15 protein-coding genes are annotated in these 15,617 nt (G+C 66.5%); 14 read left to right on the forward strand and 1 reads right to left on the reverse strand.

Translation table 11 applies throughout. The annotated features are described in order from the left end of the window. Positions 1-11: 11 nt before the first annotated feature. From pheA to cysM, 13 genes are all read left to right on the forward strand, one after another. Entirely contained in the window at positions 12-1,094 is a 1,083-nt protein-coding gene (gene pheA, locus WJ12_RS04845) for a prephenate dehydratase (protein ID WP_034187425.1), read from the forward strand. A 184-nt stretch (positions 1,095-1,278) separates the two neighbouring features. Continuing rightward, positions 1,279-2,205 (forward strand): prephenate dehydrogenase/arogenate dehydrogenase family protein, encoded by a 927-nt coding sequence (locus tag WJ12_RS04850; RefSeq protein ID WP_034187467.1) that lies wholly within the window; start codon positions 1,279-1,281, stop codon positions 2,203-2,205. A 13-nt stretch (positions 2,206-2,218) separates the two neighbouring features. Further along, on the forward strand, positions 2,219-3,523 hold the full coding sequence (gene aroA / locus WJ12_RS04855; protein ID WP_059557124.1) for a 3-phosphoshikimate 1-carboxyvinyltransferase: 1,305 nt from the start codon (positions 2,219-2,221) through the stop codon (positions 3,521-3,523). Positions 3,524-3,536: 13 nt separating this feature from the next. Next, positions 3,537-4,223, forward strand: coding sequence for a (d)CMP kinase (cmk, locus tag WJ12_RS04860; protein WP_048249628.1), 687 nt, complete (start codon positions 3,537-3,539; stop codon positions 4,221-4,223). Between the two features lie 142 nt (positions 4,224-4,365). Beyond that, on the forward strand, positions 4,366-6,078 hold the full coding sequence (rpsA, locus tag WJ12_RS04865; protein WP_034187468.1) for a 30S ribosomal protein S1: 1,713 nt from the start codon (positions 4,366-4,368) through the stop codon (positions 6,076-6,078). A 22-nt stretch (positions 6,079-6,100) separates the two neighbouring features. Beyond that, positions 6,101-6,424, forward strand: coding sequence for an integration host factor subunit beta (locus WJ12_RS04870; RefSeq protein ID WP_034187427.1), 324 nt, complete (start codon positions 6,101-6,103; stop codon positions 6,422-6,424). Between the two features lie 208 nt (positions 6,425-6,632). After that, on the forward strand, positions 6,633-6,926 hold the full coding sequence (locus WJ12_RS04875; RefSeq protein WP_012328123.1) for a lipopolysaccharide assembly protein LapA domain-containing protein: 294 nt from the start codon (positions 6,633-6,635) through the stop codon (positions 6,924-6,926). A gap of 53 nt (positions 6,927-6,979) precedes the next feature. Next, positions 6,980-8,152 carry a lipopolysaccharide assembly protein LapB gene (gene lapB / locus WJ12_RS04880; protein WP_059557123.1) on the forward strand — a complete coding sequence of 391 codons (1,173 nt, stop codon included), beginning with the start codon at positions 6,980-6,982 and terminating at the stop codon, positions 8,150-8,152. A gap of 90 nt (positions 8,153-8,242) precedes the next feature. After that, positions 8,243-9,643: a UDP-glucose dehydrogenase family protein gene (locus tag WJ12_RS04885; protein WP_034187429.1), complete on the forward strand. Its 1,401-nt coding sequence runs from the start codon at positions 8,243-8,245 to the stop codon at positions 9,641-9,643. 7 nt (positions 9,644-9,650) lie between these two features. Continuing rightward, positions 9,651-10,601 carry a D-glycero-beta-D-manno-heptose-7-phosphate kinase gene (gene rfaE1 / locus WJ12_RS04890; RefSeq protein ID WP_051700958.1) on the forward strand — a complete coding sequence of 317 codons (951 nt, stop codon included), beginning with the start codon at positions 9,651-9,653 and terminating at the stop codon, positions 10,599-10,601. A gap of 63 nt (positions 10,602-10,664) precedes the next feature. Continuing rightward, positions 10,665-11,657 (forward strand): ADP-glyceromanno-heptose 6-epimerase, encoded by a 993-nt coding sequence (gene rfaD / locus WJ12_RS04895; RefSeq protein ID WP_034187430.1) that lies wholly within the window; start codon positions 10,665-10,667, stop codon positions 11,655-11,657. A 74-nt stretch (positions 11,658-11,731) separates the two neighbouring features. Further along, a complete protein-coding gene (locus WJ12_RS04900; protein WP_034187431.1) occupies positions 11,732-12,085 on the forward strand; it encodes a ComEA family DNA-binding protein in 354 nt (117 codons plus the stop codon). 223 nt (positions 12,086-12,308) lie between these two features. Further along, positions 12,309-13,211 carry a cysteine synthase CysM gene (cysM, locus tag WJ12_RS04905; RefSeq protein WP_034187432.1) on the forward strand — a complete coding sequence of 301 codons (903 nt, stop codon included), beginning with the start codon at positions 12,309-12,311 and terminating at the stop codon, positions 13,209-13,211. Positions 13,212-13,290: 79 nt separating this feature from the next. Here cysM and mltB read toward each other — a convergent pair whose 3' ends face one another. Then, the gene (mltB, locus tag WJ12_RS04910; RefSeq protein ID WP_080287788.1) at positions 13,291-14,640 is read right to left on the reverse strand and encodes a lytic murein transglycosylase B; all 1,350 of its coding nucleotides are present in this window, start codon (positions 14,638-14,640) and stop codon (positions 13,291-13,293) included. A gap of 43 nt (positions 14,641-14,683) precedes the next feature. On the opposite strand from mltB, the gene WJ12_RS04915 reads away from it, so the two are divergent. Next, the gene (locus tag WJ12_RS04915) at positions 14,684-15,607 is read left to right on the forward strand and encodes a histone deacetylase family protein (protein WP_034187434.1); all 924 of its coding nucleotides are present in this window, start codon (positions 14,684-14,686) and stop codon (positions 15,605-15,607) included. The last annotated feature ends 10 nt before the right edge of the window (positions 15,608-15,617 follow it).

Here is a 15,617-nt window from a genome sequence, read left to right on the forward strand (position 1 = left end):
CGGCAAAACGCATGGACGACGAACTGAATTCCCGCCTGAAACCGCTGCGCGATCGCATCGACGCGATCGACGCGCAGCTGATCGCGCTCCTGAACCAGCGCGCCGCGGTGGCGCTGGAGGTGGGCGAGGTCAAGAAGCATTTCAACGCGCCGGTGTTCCGGCCGGAGCGCGAGCTGCAGGTGATCGCACGGCTGCAGGACATGAGCGCGGGGCCGCTCGCGAGCGAGCACATCAGCGCCATCTGGCGCGAGATCATGGCCGCGAGCCGCGCGCTCGAGCAGACGATCCACGTCGCATTCCTCGGGCCGGTCGGCACGTACAGCGAACAGGCGATGCTCGAGTATTTCGGCCAGTCGATCGAAGGGCTGCCGTGCCCGTCGATCGACGAGGTGTTCCGCTCGGTCGAGGCCGGTGCGTCCGCGTTCGGCATCGCGCCGGTCGAGAATTCGACCGAAGGGGCCGTATCGCGCACGCTCGACCTGCTGCTGCAGACGCAACTGCTGATCAGCGGCGAGCTGGCGCTGCCGATCCACCACAACCTGCTGACGCAAAGCGGCACGCTCGACGGCGTGAAGCGTGTCTGCGCGCATGCGCAGGCGCTCGCGCAATGCCAGCAGTGGCTCGCGGCGAACGCGCCGCAGCTCGAGCGGCAGGCGGTGGCGAGCAATGCCGAGGCCGCCCGCCTCGCGGCGGCCGATCCGACCGTCGCCGCGATCGCGGGCGACCGCGCGGCCGCGCACTACGGCCTGCAGATCGCGTTCTCGCTGATCCAGGACGATCCGCACAACCGCACGCGTTTCGTGATCATCGGCAAGCAGCCGGCCGGGCAAAGCGGTCACGACCAGACGTCGCTGATCGTGTCGGTGAAGAACGAGCCGGGCGCCGTGTTCAAGCTGCTCGAGCCGCTCGCGCGGCACGGCGTGTCGATGACGCGTTTCGAGTCGCGTCCGGCGCGCGTCGGCACCTGGGAGTACTACTTCTACATCGACATCGAAGGGCACCGCGACGATGCGGCGGTGGCGGCCGCGCTTGCGGAACTCGGCCGGAAGGCCGCGTTCCTGAAGATACTCGGTTCGTATCCGCGCGCACGCTGACGCGCTGGTGCGCCGCCCGCTCGCGCGGGCGTGGCGGCCAGGCGGGCAGGGCAGGCCGTTCGGCGCTGCCGAAGGCGGGTTCGGGCGGCATCCGGCGCTGGTTGCGCCGGGTGCGGGCCCGTGGCCCGGAATCTGGAATTCCGCGTGCGGGGCGTCGTTCCGCGCGCGTAACTTGGCTCTTCTCGTGTCAGGCTTTGCATTCAACAAACTGGTCATCTTCGGCGTCGGCCTGATCGGCGGCTCGCTGGCGCGCGCGTTGCGCGAGCGCGCGCCGGGCGGTGCGGGCGAGGTCGTCGGCGTGGGCCGTTCGCGTCGCTCGGTCGAGCGCGCGCTGACGCTCGGCGTGATCGATCGCGCGGCGGCACTCGACGACGATGCGCAGTTGCGCGACGCGCTCGCCGGCGCCGATCTCGTGCTGCTGGCGGCACCGGTCGCCCAGACGGGCCCGTTGCTCGCGCGCATCGCGCCGTGGCTCGACGATGCGACGATCGTCACCGATGCCGGCAGCACCAAGTCCGACGTCGTCGCGGCCGCGCGCGCGGCGCTCGGCGCGCGGATCGCGCAGTTCGTGCCGGGGCATCCGATCGCCGGCCGCGAATCGAGCGGCGTCGAAGCCGCGTTGCCGGACCTGTACGTCGGCCGCAACGTCGTGCTGTGCCCGCTGCCGGAGAACGCGCCCGAGTCGGTCGCGCGGATCGACGCGATGTGGCGCGCGAGCGGCGCCGACGTGCGCACGATGAGCACCGAGCAGCACGATCGCGTGTTCGCGTCGATCAGCCATCTGCCGCACGTGCTGTCGTTCGCGCTCGTCGAGCAGATTCTCGGCGAGGCCGACGCGGAACTGAAATTCTCGTACGCGGCGGGCGGCTTCCGCGATTTCACGCGCATCGCGGCGTCGAGCCCGGAGATGTGGCGCGACGTCTGCGTCGCGAACCGCGCGGCGCTGCTCGACGAACTCGACGGCTACACGCGTGTGCTCGCGCGGCTGCGCGCGGCGATCGACGCCGGCGACGGCGCGGCGCTCGAAGCCGTGTTCACGCGCTCGCGCGCCGCACGCAAGGCATGGCAGGAGCGCGGCGGCGCGCCCGCTGCCGAACCGGTCAAGAAATAACAGGACGATTCCCATGGACTATCTCGATCTCGGCCCGTACTCCAGCGCGTCGGGCACCGTGCGCCTGCCCGGCTCGAAAAGCATCTCGAACCGCGTGCTGCTGCTTGCGGCGCTGGCCGAAGGCGAAACGACGATTACCAACCTGCTCGACTCCGACGACACGCGCGTGATGCTCGACGCGCTCGACAAGCTCGGCGTGAAGCTCGCGCGCGACGGCGACACCTGTGTCGTCACGGGCACGCGCGGCGCCTTCACCGCGAAGACGGCCGACCTGTTCCTCGGCAACGCGGGCACGGCCGTGCGGCCGCTGACCGCGGCGCTCGCGGTGAATGGCGGCGACTATCGCGTGCACGGCGTGCCGCGCATGCACGAGCGGCCGATCGGCGATCTCGTCGACGGCCTGCGCCAGATCGGCGCGCAGATCGACTACGAGCTGAACGAAGGCTACCCGCCGTTGCGGATCAAGCCCGCGACGATCTCGGTCGATGCGCCGATCCGCGTGCGCGGCGACGTGTCGAGCCAGTTCCTCACGGCGCTCCTGATGACGCTGCCGCTCGTGAAGGCGAAGGACGGCCGGACCGTCGTCGAGGTCGACGGCGAGCTGATCTCGAAGCCGTACATCGACATCACGATCCGGCTGATGGAGCGCTTCGGCGTGACCGTCGAGCGCGACGGCTGGCAGCGTTTCGTCGTGCCGGCCGGCGTCCGCTACCGCTCGCCGGGGCGGATCATGGTCGAGGGCGACGCGTCGTCCGCATCGTACTTCCTCGCGGCCGGCGCGCTCGGCGGCGGCCCGCTGCGCGTCGAGGGCGTGGGGCGCGCGAGCATCCAGGGCGACGTCGGCTTCGCGAACGCGCTGATGCAGATGGGCGCGAACGTGACGATGGGCGACGACTGGATCGACGTGCGCGGCATCGGCCACGACCACGGCAAGCTCGAACCGATCGACATGGACTTCAACCTGATTCCCGATGCGGCGATGACCATCGCGGTCGCGGCGCTGTTCGCGAACGGCACGAGCACGCTGCGCAACATCGCGAGCTGGCGCGTGAAGGAGACCGACCGCATCGCCGCGATGGCGACCGAGTTGCGCAAGGTCGGCGCGATCGTCGAGGAAGGCCCCGATTATCTCGTCGTCACGCCGCCGGAAAAGCTCACGCCGAACGCGGCGATCGATACGTACGACGATCACCGGATGGCGATGTGCTTCTCGCTCGTCAGCCTGGGCGGCGTGCCGGTGCGGATCAACGACCCGAAGTGCGTCGGCAAGACGTTCCCCGACTATTTCGACCGCTTCGCCGCGCTCGCCAAAGCCTGACCCGACTGTACCGATGAAATCGACCCGACCCTTTCACCCGACTCCCGTCATCACGATCGACGGCCCGACCGCCTCCGGCAAGGGCACCGTTGCCGCGCTCGTCGCCGCGCACCTTGGCTTCCACCTGCTCGACAGCGGCGCGCTGTACCGGCTCGCCGCGCTCGCGAGCGTGCGCTACGGCATCGCGGCGGAGGACATCGACGCGCTGGTGAAGCTGATCGACGATCTCCACATCACCTTTCGTGAAGGCTGTGCGCAGCTCGACGGCGTCGACGTGTCGAACGACATCCGCGCCGAAGCGGTCGGCAACCGCGCGTCGGCCATTGCCGTGCACGGGCCCGTGCGCACCGCGCTCGTCGCGCGCCAGCGCGCGTTCCGCAAGACGCCGGGCCTCGTCGCGGACGGGCGCGACATGGGGACGGTGATCTTCCCGGATGCCGTGCTGAAGGTGTTCCTGACGGCCAGCGCGGAGGCTCGCGCGACCAGACGGCATAAGCAATTGATGCAAAAAGGTTTTTCTGCTAATATAGATGACTTGCTCCGGGATCTTCGTGAACGTGACGCGCGCGACAGCAATCGCGCGGCCGCGCCGCTGAAGCCTGCGGCAGATGCCAGGCTGCTCGATACGTCGGCGCTGTCGGTCGATGAAGCCGTCGATCAAGTGCTGCAGTGGTACCGGGCGCTCGGCCAGCCCGCCTGAGAAGGCGGGCAGCGGTAGGTGTTCCGCGTCGCAAGCGCGGAGCGTGTTTCGAACCCTTAACCCCGTGTGGTCATCGATCTGGCCCTTTCAGCCTGCCATTCCGGCCGGCGTGGCACAGCGATCCATGCACAATCAGATTTTTATGTCCGACCTGCAAACCTCCACCCCGAATACCGAATCCTTTGCGGCTCTGTTCGAAGAGTCGCTGACCCGCCAAGACATGCGCGCCGGCGAAGTGATTTCCGCCGAAGTCGTGCGCGTCGACCACAACTTCGTGGTCGTCAATGCAGGCCTGAAGTCCGAGGCTTACATTCCGATCGAGGAATTCCTGAACGATCAGGGCGAGGTTGAGGTGCAGTCGGGCGATTTCGTGTCCGTCGCGATCGACGCACTCGAAAACGGCTACGGCGACACGATCCTGTCGCGCGACAAGGCAAAGCGCCTTGCATCGTGGCTGTCGCTGGAAAAGGCACTCGACAACAACGAACTCGTCACCGGCACGATCACCGGCAAGGTGAAGGGCGGCATGACCGTGATGGTCAACGGCATCCGCGCGTTCCTGCCGGGTTCGCTGGTCGACACGCGTCCGGTCAAGGACACGACCCCGTACGAAGGCAAGACGCTCGAGTTCCGCGTGATCAAGCTCGATCGCAAGCGTAACAACGTCGTGCTGTCGCGTCGTGCCGTGATCGAAGCAACGCAAGGCGAAGAGCGCGCGAAGCTGCTCGAGACGCTGAAGGAAGGCGCGATCGTCAACGGCGTGGTCAAGAACATCACCGACTACGGCGCGTTCGTGGACCTCGGCGGCATCGACGGCCTGCTGCACATCACCGACATCGCATGGCGTCGCGTGCGTCACCCGAGCGAAGTCCTGTCGGTTGGCCAGGAAGTCACCGCGAAGATCCTCAAGTTCGACCAAGAGAAGAACCGCGTCTCGCTGGGCATCAAGCAACTGGGCGACGATCCGTGGGAAGGCATCTCGCGCCGTTACCCGTCGGGCACGCGCCTGTTCGGCAAGGTCACGAACATCACCGACTACGGCGCATTCGTCGAAGTGGAATCGGGCATCGAAGGCCTCGTCCACGTGTCGGAAATGGACTGGACCAACAAGAACGTTGCGCCGTCGAAGGTTGTCCAGCTGGGCGACGAAGTCGAAGTCATGGTCCTCGAGATCGACGAAGACCGTCGTCGTATCAGCCTCGGCATGAAGCAGTGCAAGCCGAATCCGTGGGATGACTTCAGCCGCAACTTCAAGAAGGGCGACAAGATCACGGGCGCAATCAAGTCGATCACCGACTTCGGCGTGTTCATCGGTCTGCCGGGCGGCATCGACGGCCTGGTCCACCTGTCGGACCTGTCGTGGAGCGAAGCCGGCGAAGAAGCCGTTCGCAAGTACAAGAAGGGCGACGAAGTCGAAGCCATCGTGCTCGGTATCGACGTCGAGAAGGAGCGTATTTCGCTCGGCATCAAGCAACTCGAAGGCGACCCGTTCAGCAACTACGTTGCAATGAACGACAAGGGCTCGATCGTCGACGGCGTCGTGAAGACGGTCGATGCGAAGGGTGCGGTCATCACGCTGACGGGCGACATCGAAGGCTACCTGCGTGCGTCGGAAATCTCGCAGGATCGCGTCGAAGATGCACGCAACGTGCTGAAGGAAGGCGACAAGGTCAACGCGATGGTGATCAACATCGATCGCAAGTCGCGCGGCATCAACCTGTCGATCAAGGCAAAGGATTCGGCTGAGCAACAGGAAGCGATCCGCGGCCTGCAGTCGGACACGAGCGCTGCCGCGACCGGTACGACCAACCTCGGCGCGCTGCTGAAGGCGAAGCTCGACGGCCAGAACCAGTAAGCCTCACGAGGTCTGCTGAAGTATGACCAAATCCGAGTTGGTCGCGCAGCTGGCATTGCGATTTCCGCAACTTGTCCTCAAGGATGCGGATTTCGCGGTGAAAACGATGCTCGATGCGATGTCCGATGCCCTGGCGAAAGGGCATCGCATCGAAATTCGGGGTTTCGGCAGCTTCGGCCTCAACCGTCGCCCGGCGCGCGTCGGACGCAACCCGAAGTCGGGGGAGAAAGTGCAGGTGCCCGAGAAGTTCGTGCCGCACTTCAAGCCTGGCAAGGAATTGCGCGAACGCGTCGACGGCCGCGCCGGTGAACCGCTGAAGGCTGACGATCCGGACGACGAGCGTTGAACGTCGTTTGGTGTGCCCGGAACCCGTCCGGCGAAGGCTGAAAAGAAAAGCGCCCCTTGGGGCGCTTTTTTCATTTCCGGCGGCAGCGATGCAACGGCCGGCGCAGGATGTGCGCAGTCGCGGAAACGCTTCCTTTACAATACGGGTCGATTCGGTGCGACGAAGGGGAGTCGCGCGCCGCAGCAAACCTCAACAAAGAGAGGGCTTCATGAAGTTTATCGTCTGGCTGATCCGGGTATTGGTGTTCGTCCTGCTGCTGGTGCTCGCGCTGGCCAATACGCAAACCGCGACGCTGAATTTCGTTGCCGGCTACGCATGGCAAGCGCCGCTGATCCTGATCGGCCTGGCGTTTTTCGCCGTGGGGCTGCTGGCGGGCCTGCTGTCCGCGCTGCCTTCGATCTTCCGCCTGCGTCTCGAGAACGGGCGCCTGAAGCGCGATCTGCGCGCGGCGCGTGAAACGCCCGCCGTCATCGATCAGCCGCCGATGCCGCCCGTCATTTAACACGGACGCCGCGCGATCATCGCGCGGTTTTCGTCTCTGCTTCGATATTTCGCATGGATCTGGATTTCTGGTGGTTGCTCGCGATTCCGGTCGCGTTCGCGCTCGGGTGGGCGGCGTCACGCTATGACTTGAAGAATCTCCTGTCGGAGAGCGCCAACCTGCCGCGCTCGTATTTCCGCGGCCTGAATTTTCTGTTGAACGAACAACCCGACAAGGCGATCGACGCATTCATCGAGGTCGCCAAGCTCGATCCCGAGACGGTCGAGCTGCACTTCGCGCTCGGCAACCTGTTTCGCCGCCGCGGCGAGACCGACCGCGCGATCCGCGTGCACCAGAACCTGCTGAGCCGCACGGACCTGCCGGTCAACGAGCGTGACCACGCGTTGTACGAGCTCGGCCAGGATTTCCTGAAGGCCGGCCTGCTCGATCGCGCCGAGGAGGCGTTCCACAAGCTCGCCGACGGCGACTATGCGCTCGGCGCGCAGCGGGCGCTGCTGACGATCTACGAGATCGAGAAGGACTGGAACAAGTCGATCGATACCGCGAAGCGCATCGAATCGATGAGCGACAAACCGCTCGGCGTCGAAATTGCGCAGTTCCACTGCGAACTCGCGCAGGAAGCGCTGCAGCGCAAGAATGCGGCCGCGGCAGCCGAACAGTTGCGCCTGGCGCTGACCGTGAACCCGCAGAACGTGCGTGCGACGATCCTGTCGGGCGACGCGGCGGAGGCGGCAGGTGACCACACCGCCGCGATCGGGCACTGGAAGCGTGTCGAAGCGCAGAACCCCGCGTATCTGCCGCTCGTCGCCGACAAGCTGATGAAGGCGTATGTCGCGCTCGGCAAGAACGGGGAAGGCGCCGAGCTGCTGATGGGGTATGTCGACCGCTATCCGTCGAACGACCTGCTCGACATCGCGTACCAGCATATCGCCGGGTTGCGCGGCCAGGAAGCGGCGCACACGCTGGCGCGCCTGCAGATGGAGAAGTCGCCGAACCTGTCGGGGATGCTGCACCTGCTCGATGCGCAGATCGCGGCGGCCGACGAACCGCGCCGTAAGGAACTTGAAATGATGCGTGCGCTGATCAAGCAGCGCACGAAAAATCTGCCACGGTATACGTGCCAGAATTGCGGTTTCCGGGCACGGCTTTTCTACTGGCAGTGCCCCGGATGCAGCGGCTGGGAAACCTATGCGCCGCGCCGCGTCGAACCTGCGATGCCGGGCTGATCCCGGCACGCGGAGCCAACGCGCTGCGGTTGCCGCCGGGCTGGCCCCGGCGGCCAAGTTAGTCAATTACCGGGAAGTACCGGAACATCTATGAAAATCACCATCATCGGCACCGGCTATGTCGGCCTCGTCACGGGCGCCTGCCTCGCGGAGATCGGTCACGACGTCTTCTGTCTCGACGTCGATCCGCGCAAGATCGACATCCTGAACAACGGCGGCATGCCGATTCACGAACCGGGGCTGCTGGACATCATCGCGCGCAACCGCGCGGCGGGGCGCCTGCGCTTCTCGACCGACATCGAGGCGAGCGTCGCGCACGGCGAGATCCAGTTCATCGCGGTCGGCACGCCGCCCGACGAGGACGGCTCGGCCGACCTGCAGTACGTGCTCGAGGCCGCACGCAACATCGGCCGCTACATGACGGGCTTCAAGGTGATCGTCGACAAGTCGACGGTACCGGTCGGCACCGCGCAGCGCGTGCGCGGCGTGGTCGACGAGGCGCTTGCCGCACGCGGGCTCGCGGGCAGCGTCGCGCATCGCTTCTCGGTCGTGTCGAATCCGGAGTTCCTCAAGGAAGGCGCCGCGGTCGAGGACTTCATGCGTCCGGACCGGATCATCATCGGCGTCGACGACGACGAGACCGGCACGATCGCGCGCGAGAAGATGAAGAAGCTCTATGCGCCGTTCAACCGCAACCACGAGCGCACGATCTACATGGACGTGCGCTCGGCCGAATTCGCGAAGTATGCGGCGAACGCGATGCTCGCGACGCGCATCTCGTTCATGAACGAGATGTCGAATCTCGCCGACAAGGTCGGTGCCGACATCGAGGCCGTGCGCCGCGGGATCGGCTCCGATCCGCGCATCGGCTATCACTTCCTGTACGCCGGCGTCGGCTACGGCGGCTCGTGTTTCCCGAAGGACGTCCAGGCGCTGATTCGCACCGCCGGCGAGAACGGCCAGCCGCTGCGCATCCTGGAAGCCGTCGAGGCCGCCAACCATGCGCAGAAGGACGTGCTGATCGGCAAGATCGAGCAACGCTTCGGCGCCGACCTGACGGGCCGCGAGTTCGCGGTGTGGGGCCTCGCGTTCAAGCCGAACACCGACGACATGCGCGAGGCGCCGAGCCGGCGTCTGATCGCCGCGCTGCTCGAGCGCGGTGCGACCGTGCGCGCGTACGATCCGGTCGCGATCGACGAAGCGCGGCGCGTGTTCGAGCTCGATTTCGGCCACGATGCCGATGCGCTGGCGCGGCTGCATCTCGTCGACACGCAGGATATCGCCGTGACGGGCGCGGATGCCCTCGTGATCGTGACCGAATGGAAGGAATTCCGGAGCCCCGATTTCACGCGCCTGAAGGCCGAACTGAAGGCGCCGGTCATCTTCGACGGCCGCAACCTGTACGAGCCGGACGCGATGGCCGAGCTGGGCATCGACTACTATGCGATCGGCCGTCCGTATGTCGATCCGCAGTCGTCCTCCCGCGGCTGACCACACGATGAATACTCTTCACGAAATCGTATCGGTGCCGCGCGCGCAGCTCGCGCGCTCGCGCGTGCTCGTCGTCGGCGACGTGATGCTCGACCGTTACTGGTTCGGCAACGTCGATCGCATTTCGCCTGAAGCACCGGTGCCGGTCGTGCACGTGCAGCGTCAGGAGGAGCGGCTCGGCGGCGCGGCCAACGTCGCGCGCAATGCCGTGACGCTCGGCGGCCAGGCGGGATTGCTGTGCGTCGTCGGGTGCGACGAGCCCGGCGAGCGGATCGTCGAACTGCTCGCCGGCAGCGGCGTGACGCCGCATCTCGAGCGCGACCCGGCGCTGCCGACCACGATCAAGCTGCGCGTGCTTGCGCGCCAGCAGCAACTGCTGCGCGTCGACTTCGAGGCGATGCCGACGCACGAGGTGCTGCTCGCGGGGCTCGCGCGCTTCGACGCGCTGCTGCCGCAGCACGACGTCGTGCTGATGTCGGATTACGCGAAAGGCGGCCTGACGCACGTCACGACGATGATCGAGAAGGCGCGTGCGGCCGGCAAGGCCGTCCTCGTCGACCCGAAGGGCGACGACTGGGCGCGCTATCGCGGCGCGTCGCTGATCACGCCGAACCGCGCGGAGCTGCGTGAAGTGGTCGGCCAGTGGAAGTCGGAAGACGACCTGCGCGCGCGCGTCGCGAACCTGCGCGCGGAGCTCGACATCGATGCGCTGCTGCTCACGCGCTCGGAAGAGGGGATGACGCTTTTTTCCGCGACCGGCGAACTGCACGCACCGGCGCTCGCGCGCGAGGTGTTCGACGTGTCGGGCGCGGGGGACACCGTGATCGCGACGGTCGCGACGATGCTCGGCGCCGGCGTGCCGCTGGTCGACGCGGTCGTGCTCGCGAATCGCGCGGCAGGCATCGTGGTCGGCAAGCTCGGCACGGCCACGGTGGACTACGACGAACTGTTTCACTGAGCGCATTCGGCGGCGCGACGAGCGCGTCGCACGAGTGGCTCGCACTTTTCAGGCAGGACGATCATGACCCTCATCGTCACCGGCGCGGCCGGTTTTATCGGCGCGAACATCGTCAAGGCGCTCAACGAGCGCGGCGAATCGCGCATCATCGCGGTCGACAACCTGACGCGCGCGGACAAGTTCCGCAATCTCGTCGATTGCGAGATCGACGATTATCTCGACAAGACGGAATTCGTCGAGCGCTTCGCGCGCGGCGATTTCGGCAAGGTGCGCGCGGTGTTCCACGAAGGCGCCTGTTCGGACACGATGGAAACCGACGGCCGCTACATGATGGACAACAACTTCCGCTACAGCCGCGCGGTGCTCGATACCTGTCTCGCGCACGGCACGCAGTTCCTGTACGCGTCGTCGGCCGCGATCTACGGCGGCTCGACGCGTTTCGTCGAGGAGCGCGACGTCGAGGCGCCGCTGAACGTGTACGGCTATTCGAAGTTCCTGTTCGATCAGGTGATCCGCCGCGTGCTGCCGAGCGCGAAGAGCCAGATCGCGGGCTTTCGTTATTTCAACGTGTACGGCCCGCGCGAGACGCACAAGGGGCGCATGGCGTCGGTCGCGTTCCACAACTTCAACCAGTTCCGCGCGGAAGGCAAGGTGAAGCTGTTCGGCGAGTACAACGGTTATGCGCCGGGCGAGCAGACGCGTGACTTCGTGTCGGTCGAGGACGTGACGAAGGTGAACCTGTTCTTCTTCGACCACCCGGAGAAATCGGGCATCTTCAACCTCGGCACGGGCCGGGCGCAGCCGTTCAACGATATCGCGTCGACGGTCGTGAACACGCTGCGCGCGCTCGACAACCAGCCGCCGCTGACGCTCGCGCAGCAGGTCGAGCAGGGGCTGATCGAATACGTGCCGTTCCCCGATGCGCTGCGCGGCAAGTACCAGTGCTTCACGCAGGCCGACCAGACGAAACTGCGCGCAGCCGGCTACGACGCGCCGTTCCTGACCGTGCAGGAAGGCGTCGACCGCTACGTCCGTTGGCTATCCGGCCAGGTTTAAACGCAGGCGTTGCGTCGCTAGACTGGGTCTCACGGTCGGCAGCCGCCGGCCGTTTTTCTTCGGAGATCCAGCACATGATCAGGAAATGGTTTGCCGCAGCGGTCATGCTCGGCGCAGTCGCGTCGGCCTGGGCGGCCGTCGATGTCAATACCGCGAGCGAGGATGCGCTCGTCGGCATCAAGGGCATCGGTCCGGCGCGGGCGAAGGCGATCGTCGATGAACGCGGCACGCGCGGTCCGTTCAGGAATGCGGAAGATCTCACCGCGCGCGTGAAAGGCATGGGCGGGCATATCGTCGAGCGGCTTCAGCAGGAAGGGCTGACGATCGGCGCGGCGGGCGCAGCCGGCGCGGCCGCGGCGCCGCCCGCCGCGGGCAAGCCTGCGGCGGCCAAGCCTGCCGCCGCGCCCGCCCGCACCGCACAGAAGTAACGCATCGCGCGCGACCGACAACGAGCTCCTTCAGCCGCCGTCGTCATGACGGCTTCCCGCGGCATGCCGCGGGTTTTTTGCGTGGGGGAGCGCGTGTGATACGGGGGGCGATCACGTGTCGCGCGGCATGCGTATTCCATCGTCGTAATGGGGGTTGCCGGCGCGAGCGGCGGTGCTGGTTTACAATCGATCGATTGATCGGCCTCGCACTGACGGTATATCCATGGCTTACAAAACTATCGAAGACACGATCGGCAATACGCCGCTCGTGCAACTGGTCCGCTTGCCGGACGACGAGATTCGCGCGCGCAACAACGTGGTGCTCGCGAAGCTGGAAGGCAACAACCCGGCCGGTTCCGTGAAGGATCGCCCGGCGCTGTCGATGATCAGCAAGGCCGAGGCACGCGGGCGCATCAAGCCGGGCGATACGCTGATCGAGGCGACCAGCGGCAACACGGGTATCGCGCTCGCGATGGCCGCCGCGATCCGCGGCTACAAGATGGTGCTGATCATGCCGGAGGACCTGTCGGTCGAGCGCCGCCAGAGCATGGCCGCCTACGGTGCCGAAATCATCCTGACACCGGTGAAGGGCGGGATGGAGCTGGCGCGCGATCTCGCGGACGAGATGCAGCGCGAAGGCAAGGGCGTGATCCTCGACCAGTTCGCGAACCCCGACAATCCCGTTGCGCACTACGAAGCGACGGGGCCGGAGATCTGGCGCGATACCGAAGGGCGCATCACGCACTTCGTGTCGGCCATGGGCACGACGGGCACGATCATGGGCACGTCGCGCTATCTGAAGGAACAGAACCCGGCGATCGAGATCATCGGCGCGCAGCCGGAAGACGGTTCTCGCATTCCGGGCATCCGCAAGTGGCCGGAAGCGTACCTGCCGACGATCTTCGATCGCAGCCGCGTCGACCGTGTCGAGAGCGTGAGCCAGGCCGCGTCGGAAACGATGACGCGCCGGCTGGCGGCGGTCGAAGGCATCTTCGCGGGCATTTCGTCGGGCGGCGCGTGCGAAGTCGCGATGCGCATCGCGCGTCAGGTCGAGAACGCGACGATCGTGTTCATCGTCTGCGATCGTGGCGACCGCTATCTGTCCACGGGCGTGTTTCCCGCCTGAACACGGGTTGGCGTGCGCCGCGCGCCAGCCATGTAAAAAGCGCCGCTCGTGCGGCGCTTTTTCTTTGGGCGGGCAGATCTTACTGCGACTGCGCGTCGTCGTCGGCGGCGGCCGGCTTCAGCGCGCCGCTCGCTTCCATCTGCGCCTTCACGGCTTCGCCGAGCTGGTACACGGTGAGCGCGTAGAAGAAGCTGCGGTTGTAGCGCGTCAGCACGTAGAAATTCTTGAGCCCGAGCATGTACTCGGTCGCGCGCCCCGGCGACGGCAGGTCGACCACGGTCACCGGCGTGCCGGCTTCGGTCGTGATGTTGACCGTCGGCTCGTTCAGCGTCATGCCCGCGCGCGTCAGTTGCGACAGCGCCCAGTGCGGCTCGGGCTGGCCGTCGGCGGCGGCCTGCGCAATGCCCAGGCTGCCCGTATCGGGCGTGATCTGCCAGACCACCGGCCGGTCGGTTTCCCAGCCGTGCTGCTTCAGGTAGTTCGCGACGCTGCCGATCGCATCGACAGGACTGCTGCGCAGATCGACGTGGCCCGTGCCGTCGAAGTCGACCGCATACTCGCGGATGCTGCTCGGCAGGAACTGCGGGATCCCGATCGCGCCCGTGTACGAGCCGAGCACGGTGGTCGGGTCGAGCTGGTTGTCGCGGGTCCAGACCAGGAAGTCCTCGAGGTTCTTGCGGAACGTTGCCTGGCGGCTGTCGCGATTCGGCGTGTCCGGATAATCGAACGTGAGCGTCGTCAGCGCGTCGAGCACGCGGAAATTGCCCATGTAGCGGCCATAGATCGTCTCGACGCCGATGATGCCGACGATCACCTCGGGCGGCACGCCGAACTGCTCGGACGCGCGCTGCAGCGTCGCCTGGTTCGCCTTCCAGAACTTCACGCCCGCGTTGATGCGGATCGGCTCGATGAAGCGCGAGCGATAGACGCGCCAGTTCTTGACCGTCGGCGACGGGGCCGGCTTCACGAGCTTGACGGCCGTCGCCGAGTAGCTGATGCGCGAGAACAGCGCATGCAGGCTCGCGGAGTCGAAGCCGTTGCGGCTCACCATCTCGTCGATGAAGGCGTCGACCTTGGCGTTGTTCGCATAACGCTGCGGAACAATTTCCTCCTCGAAGGTCTGGCCTTGCGGCAACGGCTGCTGCGGCTGGGCCTGGGCGACGAGCTTGCCGGCGGGCTTCGCCGGCTGCGTCTGCGCGCCGGCAGGCGCGGTGCCGAGGGCCGCGACGACAGCGGCGGCGACGAGCGGGACGCGGACACGGGACAGCGCGGAGAGGAGGGCGGCAGGCTTGCTGGAATTCATGTCGAAGCGGGCGGACAGGGCGATTGTGTTCGGCGCAGTATACCCGACGGATCCGGCGCGCCGGGGCGTGGCGGGCCCCCGTTGTGGTAAGTTAGCGGCGAATTCGCGGCAGACGATGGACATCATTGATGGAGACCTGCGGCGCACCGAGCGTCGTGGATGACAGCTTATGGCAACCGCTTTCTATACGCACCCCGACTGCATGCTGCACGAGATGGGGGAATGGCATCCGGAGTGCCCGGCCCGCCTGTCGGCGATCCAGGATCAACTGATCGCGAGCCGCATCGACGATCTGATCGTGCACGAAACCGCGCCGTTCGCGAGCGAGGTCGCGCTGGGTCGTGTGCATACGCAGGCGCACATCGATTACATCCGGAGCATGACGCCGGTCGACGGCTACGTCGAGATCGATCCCGATACGCTGATGAATCGCGACACGTGGCGCGCGGCGCTGCGCGCGGCCGGCGCCGCGATCGCGGCGACCGACGCGGTGATCGAAGGCCGCTATGCGAATGCGTTCTGCGGCGTGCGCCCGCCCGGCCACCACGCGGAGCCCGCCCGTGCGATGGGCTTCTGCTTCTTCAACAACGTCGCGATCGCCGCGCGGCATGCGCTCGACGTACACGGTCTCGAGCGTGTCGCGATCGTCGATTTCGACGTGCACCACGGCAACGGCACCGAGGCGGCGTTCGCGAACGACGAGCGCGTGCTGATGTGCAGCTTCTTTCAGCATCCGCTGTATCCGTTCTCCGGCGTCGATCACCAGGCGCCGAACATGGTCAACCTGCCGATGCCCGCGCGCAGCAACGGCATGGCGATCCGCGAAGCCGTCGACATGTTCTGGCTGCCGCGCCTCGACGCATTCAAGCCGCAGATGCTGTTCGTGTCGGCCGGCTTCGACGCGCACCGCGAGGACGACATCGGCAGCCTCGGCCTCGTCGAGGCCGATTTCGAATGGCTGACCGCGCAGATCGTCGACGTGGCGCGCCGGCATGCGCAGGGCCGCATCGTGAGTTGCCTCGAAGGCGGCTACAACCTGTCCGCGCTCGGGCGCAGCGTCGTCGCGCATCTGCGCGTGCTGGCCGGCATCTGATTCCCGACGC

It is taken from the genome of Burkholderia seminalis, from assembly GCF_001718535.1.
In the GTDB taxonomy this organism is placed as follows: domain Bacteria; phylum Pseudomonadota; class Gammaproteobacteria; order Burkholderiales; family Burkholderiaceae; genus Burkholderia; species Burkholderia seminalis.

Coding starts and splice junctions, on each gene's coding strand:
- mltB (WP_080287788.1), bottom strand. CDS start 14,640: ATGATGTCCATCGTCTGCCGCGAATTCGCCGCTAACTTACCACAACGG.
- cmk (WP_048249628.1), top strand. CDS start 3,537: ATGAAATCGACCCGACCCTTTCACCCGACTCCCGTCATCACGATCGAC.
- WJ12_RS04875 (WP_012328123.1), top strand. CDS start 6,633: ATGAAGTTTATCGTCTGGCTGATCCGGGTATTGGTGTTCGTCCTGCTG.
- WJ12_RS04915 (WP_034187434.1), top strand. CDS start 14,684: ATGGCAACCGCTTTCTATACGCACCCCGACTGCATGCTGCACGAGATG.
- lapB (WP_059557123.1), top strand. CDS start 6,980: ATGGATCTGGATTTCTGGTGGTTGCTCGCGATTCCGGTCGCGTTCGCG.
- cysM (WP_034187432.1), top strand. CDS start 12,309: ATGGCTTACAAAACTATCGAAGACACGATCGGCAATACGCCGCTCGTG.
- pheA (WP_034187425.1), top strand. CDS start 12: ATGGACGACGAACTGAATTCCCGCCTGAAACCGCTGCGCGATCGCATC.
- WJ12_RS04885 (WP_034187429.1), top strand. CDS start 8,243: ATGAAAATCACCATCATCGGCACCGGCTATGTCGGCCTCGTCACGGGC.
- WJ12_RS04870 (WP_034187427.1), top strand. CDS start 6,101: ATGACCAAATCCGAGTTGGTCGCGCAGCTGGCATTGCGATTTCCGCAA.
- WJ12_RS04900 (WP_034187431.1), top strand. CDS start 11,732: ATGATCAGGAAATGGTTTGCCGCAGCGGTCATGCTCGGCGCAGTCGCG.
- rfaE1 (WP_051700958.1), top strand. CDS start 9,651: ATGAATACTCTTCACGAAATCGTATCGGTGCCGCGCGCGCAGCTCGCG.
- rfaD (WP_034187430.1), top strand. CDS start 10,665: ATGACCCTCATCGTCACCGGCGCGGCCGGTTTTATCGGCGCGAACATC.
- aroA (WP_059557124.1), top strand. CDS start 2,219: ATGGACTATCTCGATCTCGGCCCGTACTCCAGCGCGTCGGGCACCGTG.
- rpsA (WP_034187468.1), top strand. CDS start 4,366: ATGTCCGACCTGCAAACCTCCACCCCGAATACCGAATCCTTTGCGGCT.